The 15,743-nt window shown below is 61.6% G+C and carries 9 protein-coding genes; 2 read left to right on the top strand and 7 right to left on the bottom strand.

All coding sequences use genetic code 11. From position 1 onward, the window contains the following. Positions 1–274: 274 nt before the first annotated feature. Positions 275–1,663, bottom strand: coding sequence for a NarK family nitrate/nitrite MFS transporter (locus ABLU88_RS07985; RefSeq protein ID WP_004851854.1), 1,389 nt, complete (start codon positions 1,661–1,663; stop codon positions 275–277). A 311-nt stretch (positions 1,664–1,974) separates the two neighbouring features. On the opposite strand from ABLU88_RS07985, the gene narX reads away from it, so the two are divergent. Both narX and narL read left to right on the top strand, forming a co-directional pair. Further along, positions 1,975–3,753, top strand: a complete 1,779-nt coding sequence (narX, locus tag ABLU88_RS07980) for a nitrate/nitrite two-component system sensor histidine kinase NarX (protein WP_014229747.1) — start codon at positions 1,975–1,977, stop codon at positions 3,751–3,753. A 10-nt stretch (positions 3,754–3,763) separates the two neighbouring features. Then, positions 3,764–4,414, top strand: coding sequence for a two-component system response regulator NarL (gene narL / locus ABLU88_RS07975; RefSeq protein ID WP_004103129.1), 651 nt, complete (start codon positions 3,764–3,766; stop codon positions 4,412–4,414). On the opposite strand, the gene ABLU88_RS07970 is transcribed toward narL, so the two are convergent. The 6 genes from ABLU88_RS07970 to ABLU88_RS07945 form a co-directional block, all read right to left on the bottom strand. Next, positions 4,411–5,790, bottom strand: a complete 1,380-nt coding sequence (locus ABLU88_RS07970) for a YchO/YchP family invasin (protein ID WP_064405798.1) — start codon at positions 5,788–5,790, stop codon at positions 4,411–4,413. The two genes, narL and ABLU88_RS07970, sit on opposite strands and share 4 nt — an antisense overlap. Before the next feature lie 102 nt (positions 5,791–5,892). Next, on the bottom strand, positions 5,893–8,499 hold the full coding sequence (locus ABLU88_RS07965) for a nitrate reductase (RefSeq protein WP_196941973.1): 2,607 nt from the start codon (positions 8,497–8,499) through the stop codon (positions 5,893–5,895). Further along, positions 8,499–12,569, bottom strand: coding sequence for a nitrite reductase large subunit NirB (gene nirB, locus ABLU88_RS07960; RefSeq protein WP_348836287.1), 4,071 nt, complete (start codon positions 12,567–12,569; stop codon positions 8,499–8,501). Before nirB ends, ABLU88_RS07965 begins: the two co-directional genes overlap by 1 nt. Before the next feature lie 9 nt (positions 12,570–12,578). After that, positions 12,579–13,367, bottom strand: a complete 789-nt coding sequence (locus ABLU88_RS07955) for an ABC transporter ATP-binding protein (RefSeq protein ID WP_348836286.1) — start codon at positions 13,365–13,367, stop codon at positions 12,579–12,581. Between the two features lie 10 nt (positions 13,368–13,377). Then, positions 13,378–14,262 carry a nitrate ABC transporter permease gene (gene ntrB / locus ABLU88_RS07950; RefSeq protein WP_014229752.1) on the bottom strand — a complete coding sequence of 295 codons (885 nt, stop codon included), beginning with the start codon at positions 14,260–14,262 and terminating at the stop codon, positions 13,378–13,380. A gap of 1 nt (position 14,263) precedes the next feature. Beyond that, the gene (locus ABLU88_RS07945) at positions 14,264–15,520 is read right to left on the bottom strand and encodes a CmpA/NrtA family ABC transporter substrate-binding protein (RefSeq protein WP_348836285.1); all 1,257 of its coding nucleotides are present in this window, start codon (positions 15,518–15,520) and stop codon (positions 14,264–14,266) included. Positions 15,521–15,743: the final 223 nt, after the last annotated feature.

The raw sequence follows: 15,743 nt of genomic DNA, 5'->3' as shown, positions 1-15,743 counted from the left end.
AAACGGGTTAACACAGTAATTACCACCAAAGTAGTATTTATTTCTATTTTTTATTTTATTGATTAACAAAGATATTTTTCATAAAAGCCTGCAGAAAATAAGGATTAGCGATCCGCCATGGTATTAAGGGGTAGATACCCCTGAAGTCATTTTTTCTGTGACTTCAGGGGGCTTTTAAAATTACCCAATACCATTAGTATGTTGTAACTAAAAAATAAACGCTAAAAAGGGCGCAAATACCGTTGCGCCCTTTGCAGAAACTCAGAAAGAAATATTATTTCTGCTTGCGTCCGTAGACTGCCCAGGTAATCACCACGCAGGCGATATAGAACACCAGGAAGACCTTCATAGCGCCGGCCGGTGAGCCGGTTAAATCCAGCGAAATACCAAACGCTTTTGGAATAAAGAAGCCGCCAATCGCGCCAATCGCCGAAATAAAGCCCAGCGCCGCCGCCGTATCGGTCGCCGCTTCACGCATGGCCTGCGCTTCGCTGCCGCCCTGCGCCTTAACGCGATCCATGGTCATTTTGCGGAAGATAACCGAGATCATCTGGAAGGTAGACGCGCTGCCCAGACCGGCGGTCAGGAACAGCACCATAAATACCGCGAAGAAGGCAATAAAGTTGCCGCCCTCGCCGTGGGTCGGCAGCGTCAGGAACAGCAGGCCGCAGAAGATAGCCATAACCACGAAGTTCACCAGCGTCACGCGAGTCCCGCCGAGGCGGTCGGAGATCGCCCCGCCGGTCGAGCGCGCCAGGGCGCCGATAAACGGCCCGAAGAACGCGTAATGCAGAATCTGCACATCCGGAAACTGGGTCTTCGACAGCATGGCGAAGCCCGCCGAGAAGCCGATAAACGAGCCGAAGGTGGCAAGATAGAGCAGCGCCATAATCCACAGATGGGCGCGCTTCAGTACCGGTAGCTGCTCGCTCAGCGACGCCTTCGACGCCGACAGATCGTTCATAAAGAACCACGCCGCCAGGGTGAAGATAATCAGGAACGGCACCCAGATCCACGCCGCGTTTTCCAGATACAGCATGGAGCCGTCCGGCTGCTCGCTGCCGGTACCACCAAAGACGGCGAAGATCGACAGCGAAATCACCAGAGGGGCAACCAGCTGCATTACGCTGACGCCCATGTTCCCGAGGCCGCCGTTGATGCCCAGCGCGCCGCCCTGCTTCTGTTTCGGAAAGAAGAAGCTGATGTTAGCCATACTGGAAGCAAAGTTCGCCCCCGCAAAACCGCAGAGCAGAGAAATAATCACGAAAACGCTGAAGGGCGTAGAGGTATCCTGTACCGCGAAGCCCAACCAGACGCAGGGCACGATCATGATCCCGGTACTGAACGCGGTCCAGCGACGTCCTCCGAACAGCGGCACCATAAACGCGTAAGGCACGCGCAGCAGCGCGCCGGAGAGCGCCGGGAGCGCGGTCAGCATAAACAACTGGTCGGTGGTAAACTGAAAGCCGACTTTATTCAGGTTGACGGCAACGGCGCTGAACAACATCCAGACGCAGAATGCCAGCAAAAGACACGGGACGGAGATCCACAGATTGCGGCTGGCGACGCGATGACCGCGCTGCTGCCAGAATTCAGGATCTTCGGGACGCCAGTCGCTAATGACTGAACTGTTAGTCTTCTCCGGGATTGAAGAGTGACTCATAGACACCTCTAATAATTCATATTAACCCTGGCTACCTTATGGGTTACAGGCGGCGGTAAGTTGATATAAATCAAAGGAAAAGTTGGCGCTAATTTGGCTAAAAAAAACGCATCACCCGAAGTGAGTAGCTATTTCTGCGTAAAAAAGTGTGGTTTTTCACGCCAGTGCTGGCATTGTCCGAACGTCTGCCACCAGCCCATCACACCCTGACAATTAAGGGGTAATCCTTTGGGGGTATGGGTATACTCCAGGGGATGTCCGAGAATAAGCGCCACTCCCGGATGATTTGCCGGTCAGGAGCCTCATACCCCATGTTGAAACGTCTTTTTACGCCGCTAACGCTGGTTAATCAACTCGCGTTAATCGTTCTGTTAGCCACGGTCATCGGCGTCGCCGGAATGGCGATCTCTTCTCGCCTGGTGCACGGCGTTCAGGGCAGCGCGCATGCGATTAACAAAGCCGGCTCGCTGCGCATGCAGAGCTACCGCCTGCTGGCGGCAGTACCGCTGGGCGAAAGCGATCAAAAGCTGCTTGATGAAATGACGGCCACCGTTTTTAGCCCGGAACTGCAGTACGCCGCTCGCCATGACGATCAGCAGCGCCAGCTTCAGGCGTTACAGCACTACTGGCAGCTGGAGCTGGCGCCGGGGATGCGCAGGGCGCAAAATCAGGCCTCGGTCGCGACGGATGTCGCCGGCTTTGTCGATCGCATCGACCAGCTGGTGACCGCTTTCGATCACACCACCGAGGAGCGGATTAAACACGTGGTCTGGATCCAGCGCATCATGGCCGTGGGGATGGCGCTGCTGCTGGTGTTTACCATCGTCTGGCTGCGCGCCCGTCTGCTACGCCCGTGGAAACAGCTGCTCGGCATGGCCCGAGCGGTGAGCCGACGCGATTTTACCCAGCGCGCGCAGATTAGCGGGCGCAACGAGATGGCGACGCTCGGTATGGCGCTGAACAATATGTCTGAAGAGCTGGCGGAGAGCTATTCGGTGCTTGAACGCCGGGTGCAGGAAAAAACCGCCGGTCTGGAGCAGAAAAACGAGATCCTCGCCTTCCTGTGGCAGGCCAACCGCCGACTGCACTCGAACGCGCCGCTCTGCGAGCGCATTTCGCCCGTTCTTAACGGGTTACAGGGGCTAACCCTGCTGCGCGATATTGAAGTTCGCGTTTACGATATGGAAGATGAAGACAACCATCAGGAGTTTTCCTGCCACTCCGATATTCAGTGCGACGACAGAGGCTGCTATCTGTGTCCGCGCGATCTGCCGCCGCTGCCGGATACCGGCACCACCTTAAAATGGCGGCTGTCGGATGCCCATAATCAGTACGGTATTTTGCTGGCCACCCTGCCCGCCGGGCGGCATCTGAGCCACGATCAGCAGCAGCTGGTGGATACGCTGGTTGAACAACTCACCGGCACCCTCGCCCTCGATCGCCATCAGGAGCGCCAGCAGCAGCTTATCGTGATGGAGGAGCGCGCCACTATCGCCCGCGAGCTCCACGACTCCATCGCCCAGTCGCTCTCCTGTATGAAAATGCAGGTTAGCTGCCTGCAGATGCAGGGCGACGATCTGCCGGAAGCGAGCCGCCAGCTGCTGGGGCAAATCCGTAATGAACTCAATACCTCCTGGGCCCAGCTGCGCGAACTGCTGACGACCTTCCGGCTACAGCTCACCGAACCGGGGCTGCGCCCGGCGCTGGAGGCCAGCTGCCGGGAATACAGCGCCCACTTCGGTTTCACGGTACGCCTGGATTATCAGCTGCCGCCGCGTTTTGTTCCATCGCATCAGGCCATTCATCTGCTGCAAATCGCCCGGGAAGCGCTCAGCAACGCGCTGAAGCACGCCAATGCCACCGATGTCAGCGTTACCGTGGCGTTGCGGGACAATCAGGTCCGGCTGACGGTGGCCGATAACGGTCGCGGCGTGCCGGATCACGCGGAGCGCAGCAACCACTACGGCCTGATTATCATGCGCGATCGCGCGCAGAGCCTGCGCGGGGACTGTCAGGTTCGGCGTCGGGAAACCGGCGGTACCGAAGTGGTGGTCACTTTTATCCCTGAAAAATCGTTTTCAATCCAATAAGGAGAACTTCATGAGTCAACAGGAACGGGCAACCATCCTTCTCATCGACGATCACCCGATGCTGCGCACCGGCGTCAAACAGCTGATCAGCATGGCCCCGGACATCCAGGTTATCGGCGAAGCCAGCAACGGCGAGCAAGGGATTGCGATGGCGGAATCATTAGATCCCGATTTGATTCTGCTGGATCTCAATATGCCGGGCATGAACGGTCTGGAAACCCTCGACAAGCTGCGCGAAAAGTCGCTTTCCGGCCGCGTGGTGGTATTTAGCGTTTCCAATCATGAAGAAGATGTGGTGACCGCTCTGAAACGCGGCGCCGACGGCTATCTGCTGAAGGATATGGAACCGGAAGATCTGCTGAAGGCGCTGCAGCAGGCCGCGGCAGGCGAAATGGTGCTCAGCGAAGCGTTAACCCCGGTGCTGGCTGCCAGCCTGCGCGCTAATCGCGCCACCTCGGACCGCGACATCAGCCAGCTGACCCCGCGCGAGCGCGATATTCTCAAGCTGATTGCCCAGGGCCTGCCGAACAAAATGATCGCCCGCCGTCTGGACATCACCGAAAGCACGGTCAAAGTCCACGTCAAGCATATGCTCAAGAAAATGAAGCTGAAATCGCGCGTGGAAGCGGCGGTTTGGGTCCATCAGGAGCGCGTATTCTAGGGCAGATGCTGCCACGACACGCCCTCGGCCGGTACCCGTACCAACGGCTCAGTCAGCGCCAGTGCGATCTCATTGGATGAGACGCGCTGACCCGTTTTATCCTCCACCACCAGCGAAAGATGCCAGCGGTTGCTCGCCCCGGCTTCGCTGCTCCAGCGCGGCATAATCACGGTCCAGCCGTCCGTACTGTTCGCCTCAATTGGCGAAGTCAGGCTTAGCGCCTGGGTATCCCCCTGCCAGCTCAGCGACTTAATGCCGTGCAGGCTGCGAATCTGCAGTTTCAGCTGCACCGTCTCCCCCGGCTGAAGATCCCAGGGCGGCGTCGCCAGATAAACTGACAGCGTTTTACGCTGCCGATATTCAACGACCGGCAGGTTATCCCGCTCCGGGCTGTCGTAGCGGCTGCCGCGAAGCGATCGGCTAACGGCGACTTCATCGGCCGCCAGCTGCTGCTTCAGCGGGACGCCGAAACGATAGTTCAGCTTCAGCCCGACATCATTTTGGCTGACGCCGCTCTCGCCCTGCTTATGCTTAGCCGTGACCGTCACCAGCGGAACGGGAGTGTAATTCAGCCCCACCGACACCGCGACCGGGTTATGGTAGCCGGTACCCGAATGGAACAGATCGACGCTATCGCCAAAATACTGCTCCACGCTGACGCTGGTATTAATGTGCTGATAAAACGGCAGCCGCGCCTGGGCGGTGACATCGTAGCCGCTCGCCATACGCTGCTGCTGGGTCAGGCTACTCCCCTGCTGCCAGCCGCCGAGCGGCTGGTAGTAGTTCGCCGACAGGCGCAGCGACTCACCCCAGGCTTCGGCCCCGACGCTGCCGCGCGCCATCCGATCGTCCAGGGCTTTATCGTAGAAAGAGTTGTAGCCCAGCAGCCAGGAGCCCATCCGCCAGCGCTGGCCGAGACCAATATTGCCGACCAGACCCGTATCCCGCTGGGTGACCGAGTACTGATTCCAGGTAAGGTAGTCGCCGTTATCCTGCAGAGGGACAAACCAGCTCCCTTTGCTGCCGGTAAAATGGCCCTCTTTATCCACCAGCAGATCGACGTTGGCGTTGCCCCACGGCGAAAGCCAGTTCTCCAGCTGGTGGCTGACCTCATTCCCCAGTTTACCGATGGCAAATACTCGCGCCTGTTCGCTGGTTGTCAGCCCGTTATCGCTCATACTGGCTTCGCCAAATTTCTTCGCCATCTCGGCAAAGTGCTTTGCGTCGTCGTCGACCTGCGGCGCCAGGCCGAGGTCGGGTAAGCTCTCAGGCGCGCCGGAGAACGCCTGATTGTCCTGCAACGCGCGGGCGGGCGCGCCTGCCAGCAGCAGAAGAAGCGGTAAATACGGGGTTATGCGGAACGACAAGGAGCTCAAATCGGTTACGTCTACTCACGAAGTGGTGGCGGCAAAACCTAAGTTTATCGTTTTTTGCCCGCCCTCGCAGCCTCTGGCGCGATTCCAGGAATATGCTGAATCTCAGGCCTGAACCCGCTTCGCCGCCAGCAGCGCCTTAAGCTCCGGGAGACAGGAACCGCAGCTGGTGCCGCATTTGAGTTTCGCCCCCAGCGCGGCAGGCGTACGGCAGCCGCTGGCAATCGCTTCGCCTATCGCCCGTTCGCCCACGCTAAAGCAGCTGCAGATAATGCGTCCGCGCGGCATCTCATCGCCGCCTTTTCTGCCGCTCAATAGTGCGTGGCGCCGGGCGGCGTTCTGCGGCGGGGTGAGAAACGCGGCGTGAATCCACTCGGCATCGATAGCCGGCTCGCTGGCGTCGCTCCACCAGCCGAGCATCAGCTCTCCCCCCTGCCACGCCAGCAGGTTCCAGACGTTGCCGCCTTCGGCTACCTGCATCTGCCATCCCTGCCGCTGACACCAGCCCACAAGCCAGTCGCGGGAGCGGATATCCCCCGCCAGCGAAAGATGGATAACGCCCTGCGCCGCCCGCCGCCGCCAGTGCAGCGAGGCGGGGAGCGGAACCGGCTGGCGAGCAAAAAGCTCGCCTTTCCACGCCGGCAGCCAGGCGGCTATCGCTACCGCCGCCTGTTTACTCTCCGGCTGCCCGGAGTGCGGGTCGGTGACCGCCCTCAGCAGGTTATTCACCCGTCCCTGGCGAGCATACTGATCATTCCAGTGCATCGGCACAAACAGCGACCCGGGACGCTGGCCAGCGCTGATTGTCACTTTTGCTACCATCACCCCATTCGGTGAGCGGACCCGCGCCAGTTCACCTTCCAGCAGCTGATAGCGCGTCGCGTCCGCTGGCGCGACTTCCACCACCGGTTCGCTAATATGCTGCATCAGACGCGGCACCGCGCCGGTGCGGGTCATGGTGTGCCACTGATCGCGGATCCGCCCGCTGTTGAGGATCAGCGGATAGAACGCATCGGTGACCGCCCGAGTGGGCTGTGGGGTCACCGGGACCATGCGCAGTTTGCCGCTGCGGTGCCACCCCTTGAGCAAACCCCAGCTTGCATGGCTACGGCTCACCGGCCAGCGCACCGGTTCCAGCGCATCCCACGCTTCGCGGCTGAGATCCGCCAGTCCGCCGATGTCAAACGCCCGCTGGCCATCGTTTTCATATCCTGAAAGCGCGGCGTGTTCGCTGAACACCTCGTGCGGATGCTGCCAGGCAAAGGCGGAGCCGAAGCCGAAGCCCAGCGCCTGGGCCACGCGGGCGACGATCCACCAGTCGGCTCTGGCCTCCCCCGGCGGCGGCATGAAAGCGCGCTGGCGTGAGATCCGCCGTTCGGAGTTGGTTACCGTGCCGCTCTTCTCTCCCCACGCCAGCGCGGGAAAGCGGATATGGGCAAAGCGTCCGGTATCGGTAGCGGCAGCGACGTCGGAAACGATGACCAGCGGACAGGCCGCCAGCGCTTCGCTTACCGCATGGCTGTCCGGCAGCGACACCACCGGATTGGTGCCCATAATCCACACCGCTTTCACCTCGCCGCGGCCAATGGCGGCGAACAGATCCACCGCCGTCAGCCCCGGCGTTTGCGCCAGACGTTCGGTCCCCCAGAAGCGCGCCAGACGCCGTAAATCATCGGTTTCAAAATTCATATGCGCCGCCAGCATGGTCGCCAGCCCGCCCACCTCGCGCCCGCCCATGGCGTTAGGTTGTCCGGTCAGCGAAAAAGGCCCGCAGCCCGGGCGGCCAAATTTCCCGCTCGCCAGGTGAACGTTGATGATAGCGTTGCATTTATCGCTGCCGCTGGCGGATTGATTAATCCCCATGGTATAGAGCGTGATGGCGCGCGGAGCGGCGATAAACTCGCTGTAGAACTCGGCGACCTGCTGTCGCGGCAGGCCGCAGAACTGCGCTACTTTGTCGAGGTCCCAGTTCCGGGCGATAGCCAGCGCCTGCGGCGCATCGCTGAAATCACCGCTGATGGCGCCGCTGGCGGCAATGGCGTTCAGCAGGCCGACAAACAGCCCGCCGTCGCTGCCGGGAGCCAGCGCCAGATGCCGGTCCGCGATATCGCAGGTGGCGGTCCGACGCGGATCAATGACCACCACCCGCATCTGCGGATTGTCGCGCTTCGCCTGCGCCAGCCGCTGATAGAGTACCGGATGCGCCCAGGCGGCGTTCGACCCGACCAGCACCACCAGATCGCTGTTTTCCACGTCCTCATAGCTGCACGGCACCACATCAGCGCCCAGTGCCCGTTTGTAGCCGGTAACCGCTGAAGACATGCACAGCCGCGAATTGGTATCGATATTTGCCGCGCCGATAAACCCCTTCATCAGCTTATTCGCCGCGTAGTAGTCTTCGGTCAGCAGCTGGCCGGAGGCATAAAACGCCACCGCCTGCGGCCCGTGACGGTCGATAACCTCCCGCAGGCGCGAACCCGCCGCCGCCAGCGCCTGAGTCCAGGTTGCGCGCTCGCCGTCGACTTCCGGGAAGAGCAATCTTCCCGCCAGGCCGACGGTTTCGCCCAGCGCCGCCCCCTTCACGCACAGGCGTCCAACGTTTGCCGGGTGCTGCTCATCCCCGCGTACGGTAACCTGGCCATCGGCATTCAGGCTGGCGATAACGCCGCAGCCGACTCCGCAATAGGGACACGTGGTCCTGGTTTCCGTCATCAGGAGGCCTCCGCGCGCGCCAGCAGCTGCTGGTTGCCAACCCACACTTTACCGTTCTCCACTTTAACCGGCCAGGCGCGTACCGCCAGTTCGCCGCCGTCGCACTGGCGGCCATCGCGCAGGCGGATACGCTGCTTATACAGAGGCGAAATCACGATCGGTTCGCCGCCCGCATCGCCAAGCAGGCCGCGCGACAAAACGTTGGCCTCGCTGCCCGGTTCAAGGTTATCGAGGGCATACACCTGGTCGCCGAAGCGGAACAGCGCAATCTGCCGCTCGCCGAGCCGCGCGCCAATCCCCGCCTGCTGTGGAATGGCGTCGAGATCGCAAATGGCCTGCCACGGGCGGGACGGCAGCGCCGGTTCGGCCTGCGCCGCGAACGGGGCCAGCTGTGGCTGGCCGCGCAGGGTTTGCCGCTGTACGCTTTCGTCCGGCTCATCGCTGTTCACGTAGGAGCGGAACAGCGCCAGCCGCTGCGGATCGTTAAGGGTGGTTTGCCATTCGCACTGGTAGCTCTCGACCACCCGCGCCATCTCCTGCTCCAGCTCTTCGCCGATGCCGAGGCTGTCTTCGAGGATCACGTCGCGCAGATAGTCGACCCCGCCTTCAAGGTTGTCCATCCAGGTACTGGTGCGCTGCAGGCGATCCGCGGTACGAATGTAGAACATCAGCAGCCGATCAATACTGCGAATAAGGGTGGCCTCATCAAGATCGCTGGCGAACAGGTCGGCATGGCGCGGCTTCATGCCGCCGTTGCCGCAAACGTACAGGTTCCAGCCCTTCTCCGTGGCGATAACCCCAATATCTTTCCCCTGGGCTTCCGCGCATTCGCGGGTACAGCCGGAGACGGCCATTTTAATTTTGTGCGGCGCGCGCAGCCCCTTGTAGCGATGTTCGAGGGTGACCGCCAGGCCGGTGGAATCCTGGACGCCGTAGCGGCACCAGGTCGAACCGACGCAGGATTTCACCGTCCGCAGGGATTTGCCGTAGGCGTGGCCGGTTTCAAATCCCGCCTCTGCCAGCTCGCGCCAGATTGCCGGGAGCTGCTCCAGGCGCGCGCCGAAAAGGTCGATACGCTGGCCGCCGGTCACTTTACTGTATAGCTGATAGCGTTTGGCGATCTGGCCGATCGCAATCAGCCCATCCGGCGTCACCTCTCCCGCCGCCATGCGCGGCACCACCGAATAGGTACCGTCTTTCTGAATATTGGCGAAGTAGCGATCGTTGGTGTCCTGAAGCGGCAGATGCGCCGGCTTCAGCAGATATTCATTCCAGCAGGAGGCCAGCACCGAGGCCACCAGAGGTTTACAGACTTCACAGCCGTGGCCGTGTCCATAGCGGGCAATCAGCTGTTCGAAGGTGCGGATATGGTTGACGCGTACCAGGTGATAGATCTCCTGCCGCGACCACGGAAAGTGCTCGCAGATATCCTTTTTAACTTCGACGCCCTGCTCGGCAAGCTGGTACTCCATCACCTGTTTCACCAGCGCGCTACAGCCGCCGCAGCCGGTCGCCGCTTTAGTGCAGCTTTTTATCGCCGCCATATCGCCCGCGCCGCCGCTCACCGCCTGGCAGATATCGCCTTTGCTGACGTTGTGACAGGAGCAAATCTGCGCGCTGTCCGGCAGCGCCGCTACCCCGAGCGCTTTTGGCGCGCAGCCCTCCCGCGCCGGCAGGATCAGGCTTTCCGGGTGTTTGGGTAAAGCCATCCCGTTAAGCATCATCTGTAGCAGCGTGGCATAGTCGCTGGCATCCCCGACCAGCACCCCGCCGAGCAGTTTTTTGCCCTCCGCGCTGACCACGATTTTTTTGTAGATCTGCTGCGGCCCATCAGTCCACTGATAGCTCTGACAGCCCGGCGTGCGCCCCTGGGCGTCGCCGAACGAGGCGACATCGACGCCCAGCAGCTTCAGCTTAGTGCTCATATCCGCGCCGCTAAAGCAGCCCGCCTCGCCCGCCAGGGTGGCCGCCGCGGCGCGCGCCATCTGATAGCCGGGCGCCACCAGACCATAAATTTTGTTTTCCCACAGGGCGCATTCGCCGATCGCCAGTACGTCCGGGTCGGAGGTACGGCACTGGTTGTCGATGCATATGCCGCCGCGTTCGCCTACGTTCAGTCCGCCGCTGCGCGCCAGCGCGTCCTGGGGGCGAATGCCGGCGGAGAACACCAGCATATCGGTCGCCAGCGAGCTGCCGTCGGCGAAGTTCAGCTGCAGCCCCTGCTCATTGCGCACAATTTCCGTCGTCGCCTTGCTGGTATGCACCCCGACGCCCAGTTGGCTGATTTTTTCCCGCAGCATCGCCGCGCCGCCGTTGTCCAGCTGCACCGCCATCAGGTTCGGCGCAAACTCGACAACGTGAGTTTCCAGCCCCAGCTGCTTCAGCGCGTTGGCCGCTTCCAGCCCGAGCAGGCCGCCGCCGATAACCACACCCCGTCGGGCGGTTGCGGCGCGGGCGGCAATCTGGTCGAGGTCGTCTAGCGTACGATAAACAAAACAGCCCTCGAGATTATGACCCGGCACCGGCGGAACAAACGGGTAAGACCCCGTCGCCAGCACCAGCTTATCCCAGTGGGTTTCGTGGCCGAAGGCATCGCGTACCACCCGCGCTTCGCGGTCGATGCTAGCGACCGATTCGCTCAGGCGCAGCTCAATACCGTGCTGAGCGAAAAAATCGCCCTCAACCAGCGACAGCGATTCCGCGCTGCGTCCGGCGAAATATTCCGTCAGATGAACCCGGTCGTAAGCGGCATAGCGCTCCTCGCAGAACACCACAATCCGGTACTGTTGATGAAGGTGACGGTCGACGCATTGCTCAAGAAAATGGTGGCCGACCATACCGTGTCCGACCAGCACTAATACAGGTTTTGTCATCGTAGTTTGTCCCGCAGCGCGCGGCTGCATCGTTGAAGAGGGATCGAAGAGCCACTCTGCCGGCGCCGGCGCATGCGCCCCCAGCAGAGCGGTGAGGGGCGCGGCGCTGCTGCAATCGCCCAGCAGCAGTACGCCGCGCAGCTTGCCGTCGCGCAGCAGCAGGCGACGGTAGTGGCGGTCCAGCGGATCCCAGCTGGTATATACGTCATCCTGTTCGGCGGCCCGCAGCTCGCCGGCGCTGAAGAGCTCAATGCCGGTGACCTTCAGGCGGGTGCCGCTGTCCTGCCAGCTGAAATCCTCGCCAGGGGTCGCGCACAGGCGGTCCGCCAGCACCTCCGCCTGGCGCAGACACGGTGCCACCAGCCCCCAGGTCTGACCGTCGATTTCACAGCACTCGCCGATGGCGCTGACGCCCGGCTGCGCGGTTGCCAGCTGGCGGTCAACGAGGATTCCGCGGGCGCAGGCCAGCCCGCTGCGCTCGGCCAGCCGTTTGTTCGGCTGCACGCCGGTCGCCAGCACCACCCGCGAGGCGGCAAACGCGCGGCCGTCCTCCAGCCGCACCTGATGTTCATCAATAGCGGCGATACGGCTCTCCATCACGCAGCGAATCCCGCGCTCGGCAAGCAGCATTTGCAGCTGCTCGCCGGCAAAAGCATCGATTTGCTGCTCCATCAGCCCGCTTCCGCGATGGAGCAAAGTGACACTGTCACAATGACGCCGCAGCGCCGCGGCGGCCTCTACGCCGAGTACGCCGCCGCCAATGACCACCGCCGGGCCGTCGATGGCCAGGATGCCCTCAACGTCCGCCAGGGTGCGGAAAGCAAAAACGTGCGGCTGGGTGATACCCGGCAGCGGCGGCAGAAACGGCAGCGAGCCGGTGGCGAACACCAGCTCATCCCAGCCCAGTTCGCCTGCGGTGGTTTGCAGCGTACGGGCCGCAATATCCACCGCCGTAACCGTTTCACCGGCGCGTACCGTCACGTTATGCCGCGGATACCATGACGCGGGCAGCAGCAGCGTCTCGCTTGCCGCTTTTTCGGCGCCAAGCACCGGCGACAGCTGAATGCGGTTATAGGCCTGGCACGGCTCATCGCCGATGAGGGTGATGCTAAACCGCTGCGCATCGCGCTCCACCAGCGCCTGCGCCAGGCGCGTGGCCGCCATACCGTTGCCAATAATCACCAGTTGCCGCCTCATCGCCGCCCCCTATGCCGCTTTCGGCTGTTTTTTATAGAGGAAGTGCAGGATCTGCTGGCGCAGATGGTGATAGCGGCTATCGTCCGCCAGCTGCACGCGATGGCGCGGTCGCGGCAGATTGACGTCGAGGATCTCCCCGACCGTCGCCGCCGGACCGTTGGTCATCATCAGCACCCGGTCGGAAAGCAGCACCGCTTCATCAACGTCATGGGTAATCATGACGATGGTGGTATTCAGCGACTGCTGGATCTGCATCACCGCGTCCTGTAAATGCGCCCTCGTCAGGGCATCAAGGGCGCCAAAGGGTTCATCCAGCAGCAGCACTTTCGGTTTCATCGCCAGCGCCCGGGCAATGCCAACGCGCTGCTTCATGCCGCCGGAGATTTCTCCCGGGCGCTTGTGCAGGGCGTGTCCCATCTGAACCCGCTCGAGGTTGTGCTCAATCCACTCTTTGCGCTCGCCTTTGCTCATGCTGCGGCGAAAGACCTGATCCACCGCCAGCGCCACGTTGTCAAAGCAGGTCAGCCACGGCAGCAGGGAGTGGTTCTGAAACACCACCGCGCGTTCCGGCCCCGGCCCGGCGATTTCACGGTTGTCGCACAGCAGGCCGCCTTCCGTCGGCAGGGCTATCCCGGCTATCAGATTCAGCAGGGTTGATTTACCGCAGCCGGAGTGGCCGATCAGGCTGATGGTTTCCCCTTCGTAGATGTCGAAGGAGACGTTCTGCAATGCCAGGAATTCGCCGCTGGCGGTGTTAAAACGCTGGCTGACGCCCTGGACCTGAATTAATGGTTTCATCTACGACTCCCTATTTTTCCTGCCAGCTAAAACGACGGGCGAGCAGCATCAGCCCCTGTTCCAGCAGCAGCCCGACCACGCCGATAATGACGATGGCGATGATGATGTTTTCGACGTTGAGGTTGTTCCACTCGTTCCAGATCCAGAAGCCGATCCCTAAGCCGCCGGTGAGCATTTCGGCGGCGACAATCACCAGCCAGGCGATACCGATGGAGAGACGAACCCCGGTCAGCACCGCGGGCAATACCGCCGGAAAGAGGATCTTGCGCATCACCGTCCACTCCGACAGCTGCAGCACCCGGGCGACGTTGAGGTAATCTTCCGGAATGCGCCGCACGCCCTCGGCGGTGTTAATGACCATCGGCCAGATCGAGCAGATAAAAATAGTCCAGCTGGAGGCGGGTTCCGCTTTCTGGAACAGCAGCAGGCCGATGGGCAGCCAGGCCAGCGGGCTGACCGGGCGCAGCAGCGCGATCAGCGGGTTAAACATGCGGGCGAAAAACAGCGAGCGGCCAATCAGGAAGCCGAGCGGAATTCCCGCCAGCGCGGCAAGGCCAAATCCCACCGCCACCCGCTGCAGCGACGCCAGCACGTTCCAGCCGATGCCCATATCGTTCGGTCCGTCCTGATAAAACGGGTCGGCGAAAAGGGTTAGCGCGGAATCCAGCGTGCTGAGCGGCGTCGGAAAGCCTTTGCTGTTCATCGCCGCCAGCTGCCAGCCCAGCAGCAGCAATCCCAGCCCGAGCAGCGGCGGCAAAAGACGTTGGGTAACATCCCGCAGCCAGCGACTGAGCGGAGGCGTGGTTTTGCGCACCTGCAGCGGCGGCAGGGTAATGACTTCGCCGGGCGCGCTGTCGGCGCCGGCCTGCGGTTGCGGTTTATATGCGTGTTTCATCTCATGCCCCCTTACGTTGAATCGCGAAACTGCGGGCGTAGCCTTCCGGATCGGCCCCATTCCAGACCTTGCCATCGATCAGCGTGCTGCTGCGCATCACCTGCGTCGGCGCGCTGATGCCGCCGACCGCCTGCGCGGCCTCTTTCCAGACGTCAATCCGGTTAATGCGCTGGGCCACCGCCAGATAATCCGGCGCCGACTTCAGCAATCCCCAACGGCGGAACTGGGTCAAAAACCACATGCCGTCCGAGAGCCACGGAAAAGTCACTTCTCCCCGTTCGTAGAAGCGCATCGGGTGCGCGTCCTGCCAGCGGCGGCCGATACCGTTGTCGTATTCGCCGAGCATGCGCCCGCTGAGGTACTGCTCTTTGGTGTTCAGCCACGCGCGTCTGGCGAGAAGGCGCGCCGTTTCGCGGGTGTTCTCGGCGGATGCGTCAATCCAGCGCTGGGCCTCCATCAGCGCCGCCACCAGCGCGCGCGCGGTGTTGGGATGACGCTCAACCCATTCGCTGCGGGTGCCGAGAATTTTTTCCGGATGCTCCGGCCAGATATCCTGCGAAGTGGCGGCGGTGAAGCCGATACGATCGTTAATCGCGCGCGCGTTCCACGGTTCGCCAACGCAAAAGCCGCTCATATTGCCGATGCGCATGTTCATTACCATCTGCGGCGGCGGCACAACGACGGTGCGAATATCGTCAAAGGGATTAATTCCACCGCTCGCCAGCCAGTAGTAGAGCCACATCGCGTGGGTGCCGGTTGGGAAGGTGTGGGCGAAGGTGTAGCTGCCCGGCGCCTGCTGGCCGATCAGTTTTTTCAGCCCGCCCAGATCGGTGACGCCCTTCTCCTGCAGCTCGCTGGAGAGCGTTATCGCCTGACCGTTGCGGTTAAGGGTCATCAGATTGGCCATCGCCTGCGGTTTACTGGCGATCCCCAGCTCAAGGCCGTAGAGCATGCCGTACAGAATGTGCGCGGCGTCCAGCTCCCCGGCAACCAGCTTATCGCGCACCGCCGCCCAGCTGGCCTCCTTGCTCGGGACGAGGGTGATGCCGTACTTTTTATCGAATCCCTTCAGGGAAGCGATGGCTAAAGGAGCGCAGTCGGTTAGCGGAATAAACCCCACCCGCACGGTGGTCTGTTCCGGCTTATCCGACCCAGCCGCCCACGCCGCCTGCATTATGCCGGGGAGCAGCATCGCGCCGCCCAGCGCCGCCCCCGCCTGTAATAAACGCCGCCGTGAAATTGAAAACGTATCGCCCATACCCGCTCCAGAAACGCGCAAAAAAAAAGCGCCCGGCGGTGCTTACGCACCGCTGGACGCCTTTATCCTTAGACATACGTGCCGCCGTTGGCCCGCTGCCCTAAACCTTTATTCACTCGTTTTATTTAATGCAAAGCCAATGCCAGATTTGCGGAGGCCCGGTTCACGCGCGTTGGCTCACTTGCCGGGGGCGTTTGAGGCAAAAACTGCACCGTCGGCTGGC

It is taken from the genome of Klebsiella sp. GW_Kp182, assembly GCF_040062275.1.
GTDB lineage: Bacteria > Pseudomonadota > Gammaproteobacteria > Enterobacterales > Enterobacteriaceae > Klebsiella > Klebsiella michiganensis.
Note: the sequence above shows the minus strand (reverse complement) of the source record. Positions and strands in the feature narration are given on the sequence as shown.

Coding starts and splice junctions, on each gene's coding strand:
- ABLU88_RS07955 (WP_348836286.1), bottom strand. CDS start 13,367: ATGAAACCATTAATTCAGGTCCAGGGCGTCAGCCAGCGTTTTAACACC.
- narX (WP_014229747.1), top strand. CDS start 1,975: ATGTTGAAACGTCTTTTTACGCCGCTAACGCTGGTTAATCAACTCGCG.
- narL (WP_004103129.1), top strand. CDS start 3,764: ATGAGTCAACAGGAACGGGCAACCATCCTTCTCATCGACGATCACCCG.
- ABLU88_RS07945 (WP_348836285.1), bottom strand. CDS start 15,520: ATGGGCGATACGTTTTCAATTTCACGGCGGCGTTTATTACAGGCGGGG.
- nirB (WP_348836287.1), bottom strand. CDS start 12,569: ATGAGGCGGCAACTGGTGATTATTGGCAACGGTATGGCGGCCACGCGC.
- ABLU88_RS07985 (WP_004851854.1), bottom strand. CDS start 1,663: ATGAGTCACTCTTCAATCCCGGAGAAGACTAACAGTTCAGTCATTAGC.
- ntrB (WP_014229752.1), bottom strand. CDS start 14,262: ATGAAACACGCATATAAACCGCAACCGCAGGCCGGCGCCGACAGCGCG.
- ABLU88_RS07965 (WP_196941973.1), bottom strand. CDS start 8,499: ATGACGGAAACCAGGACCACGTGTCCCTATTGCGGAGTCGGCTGCGGC.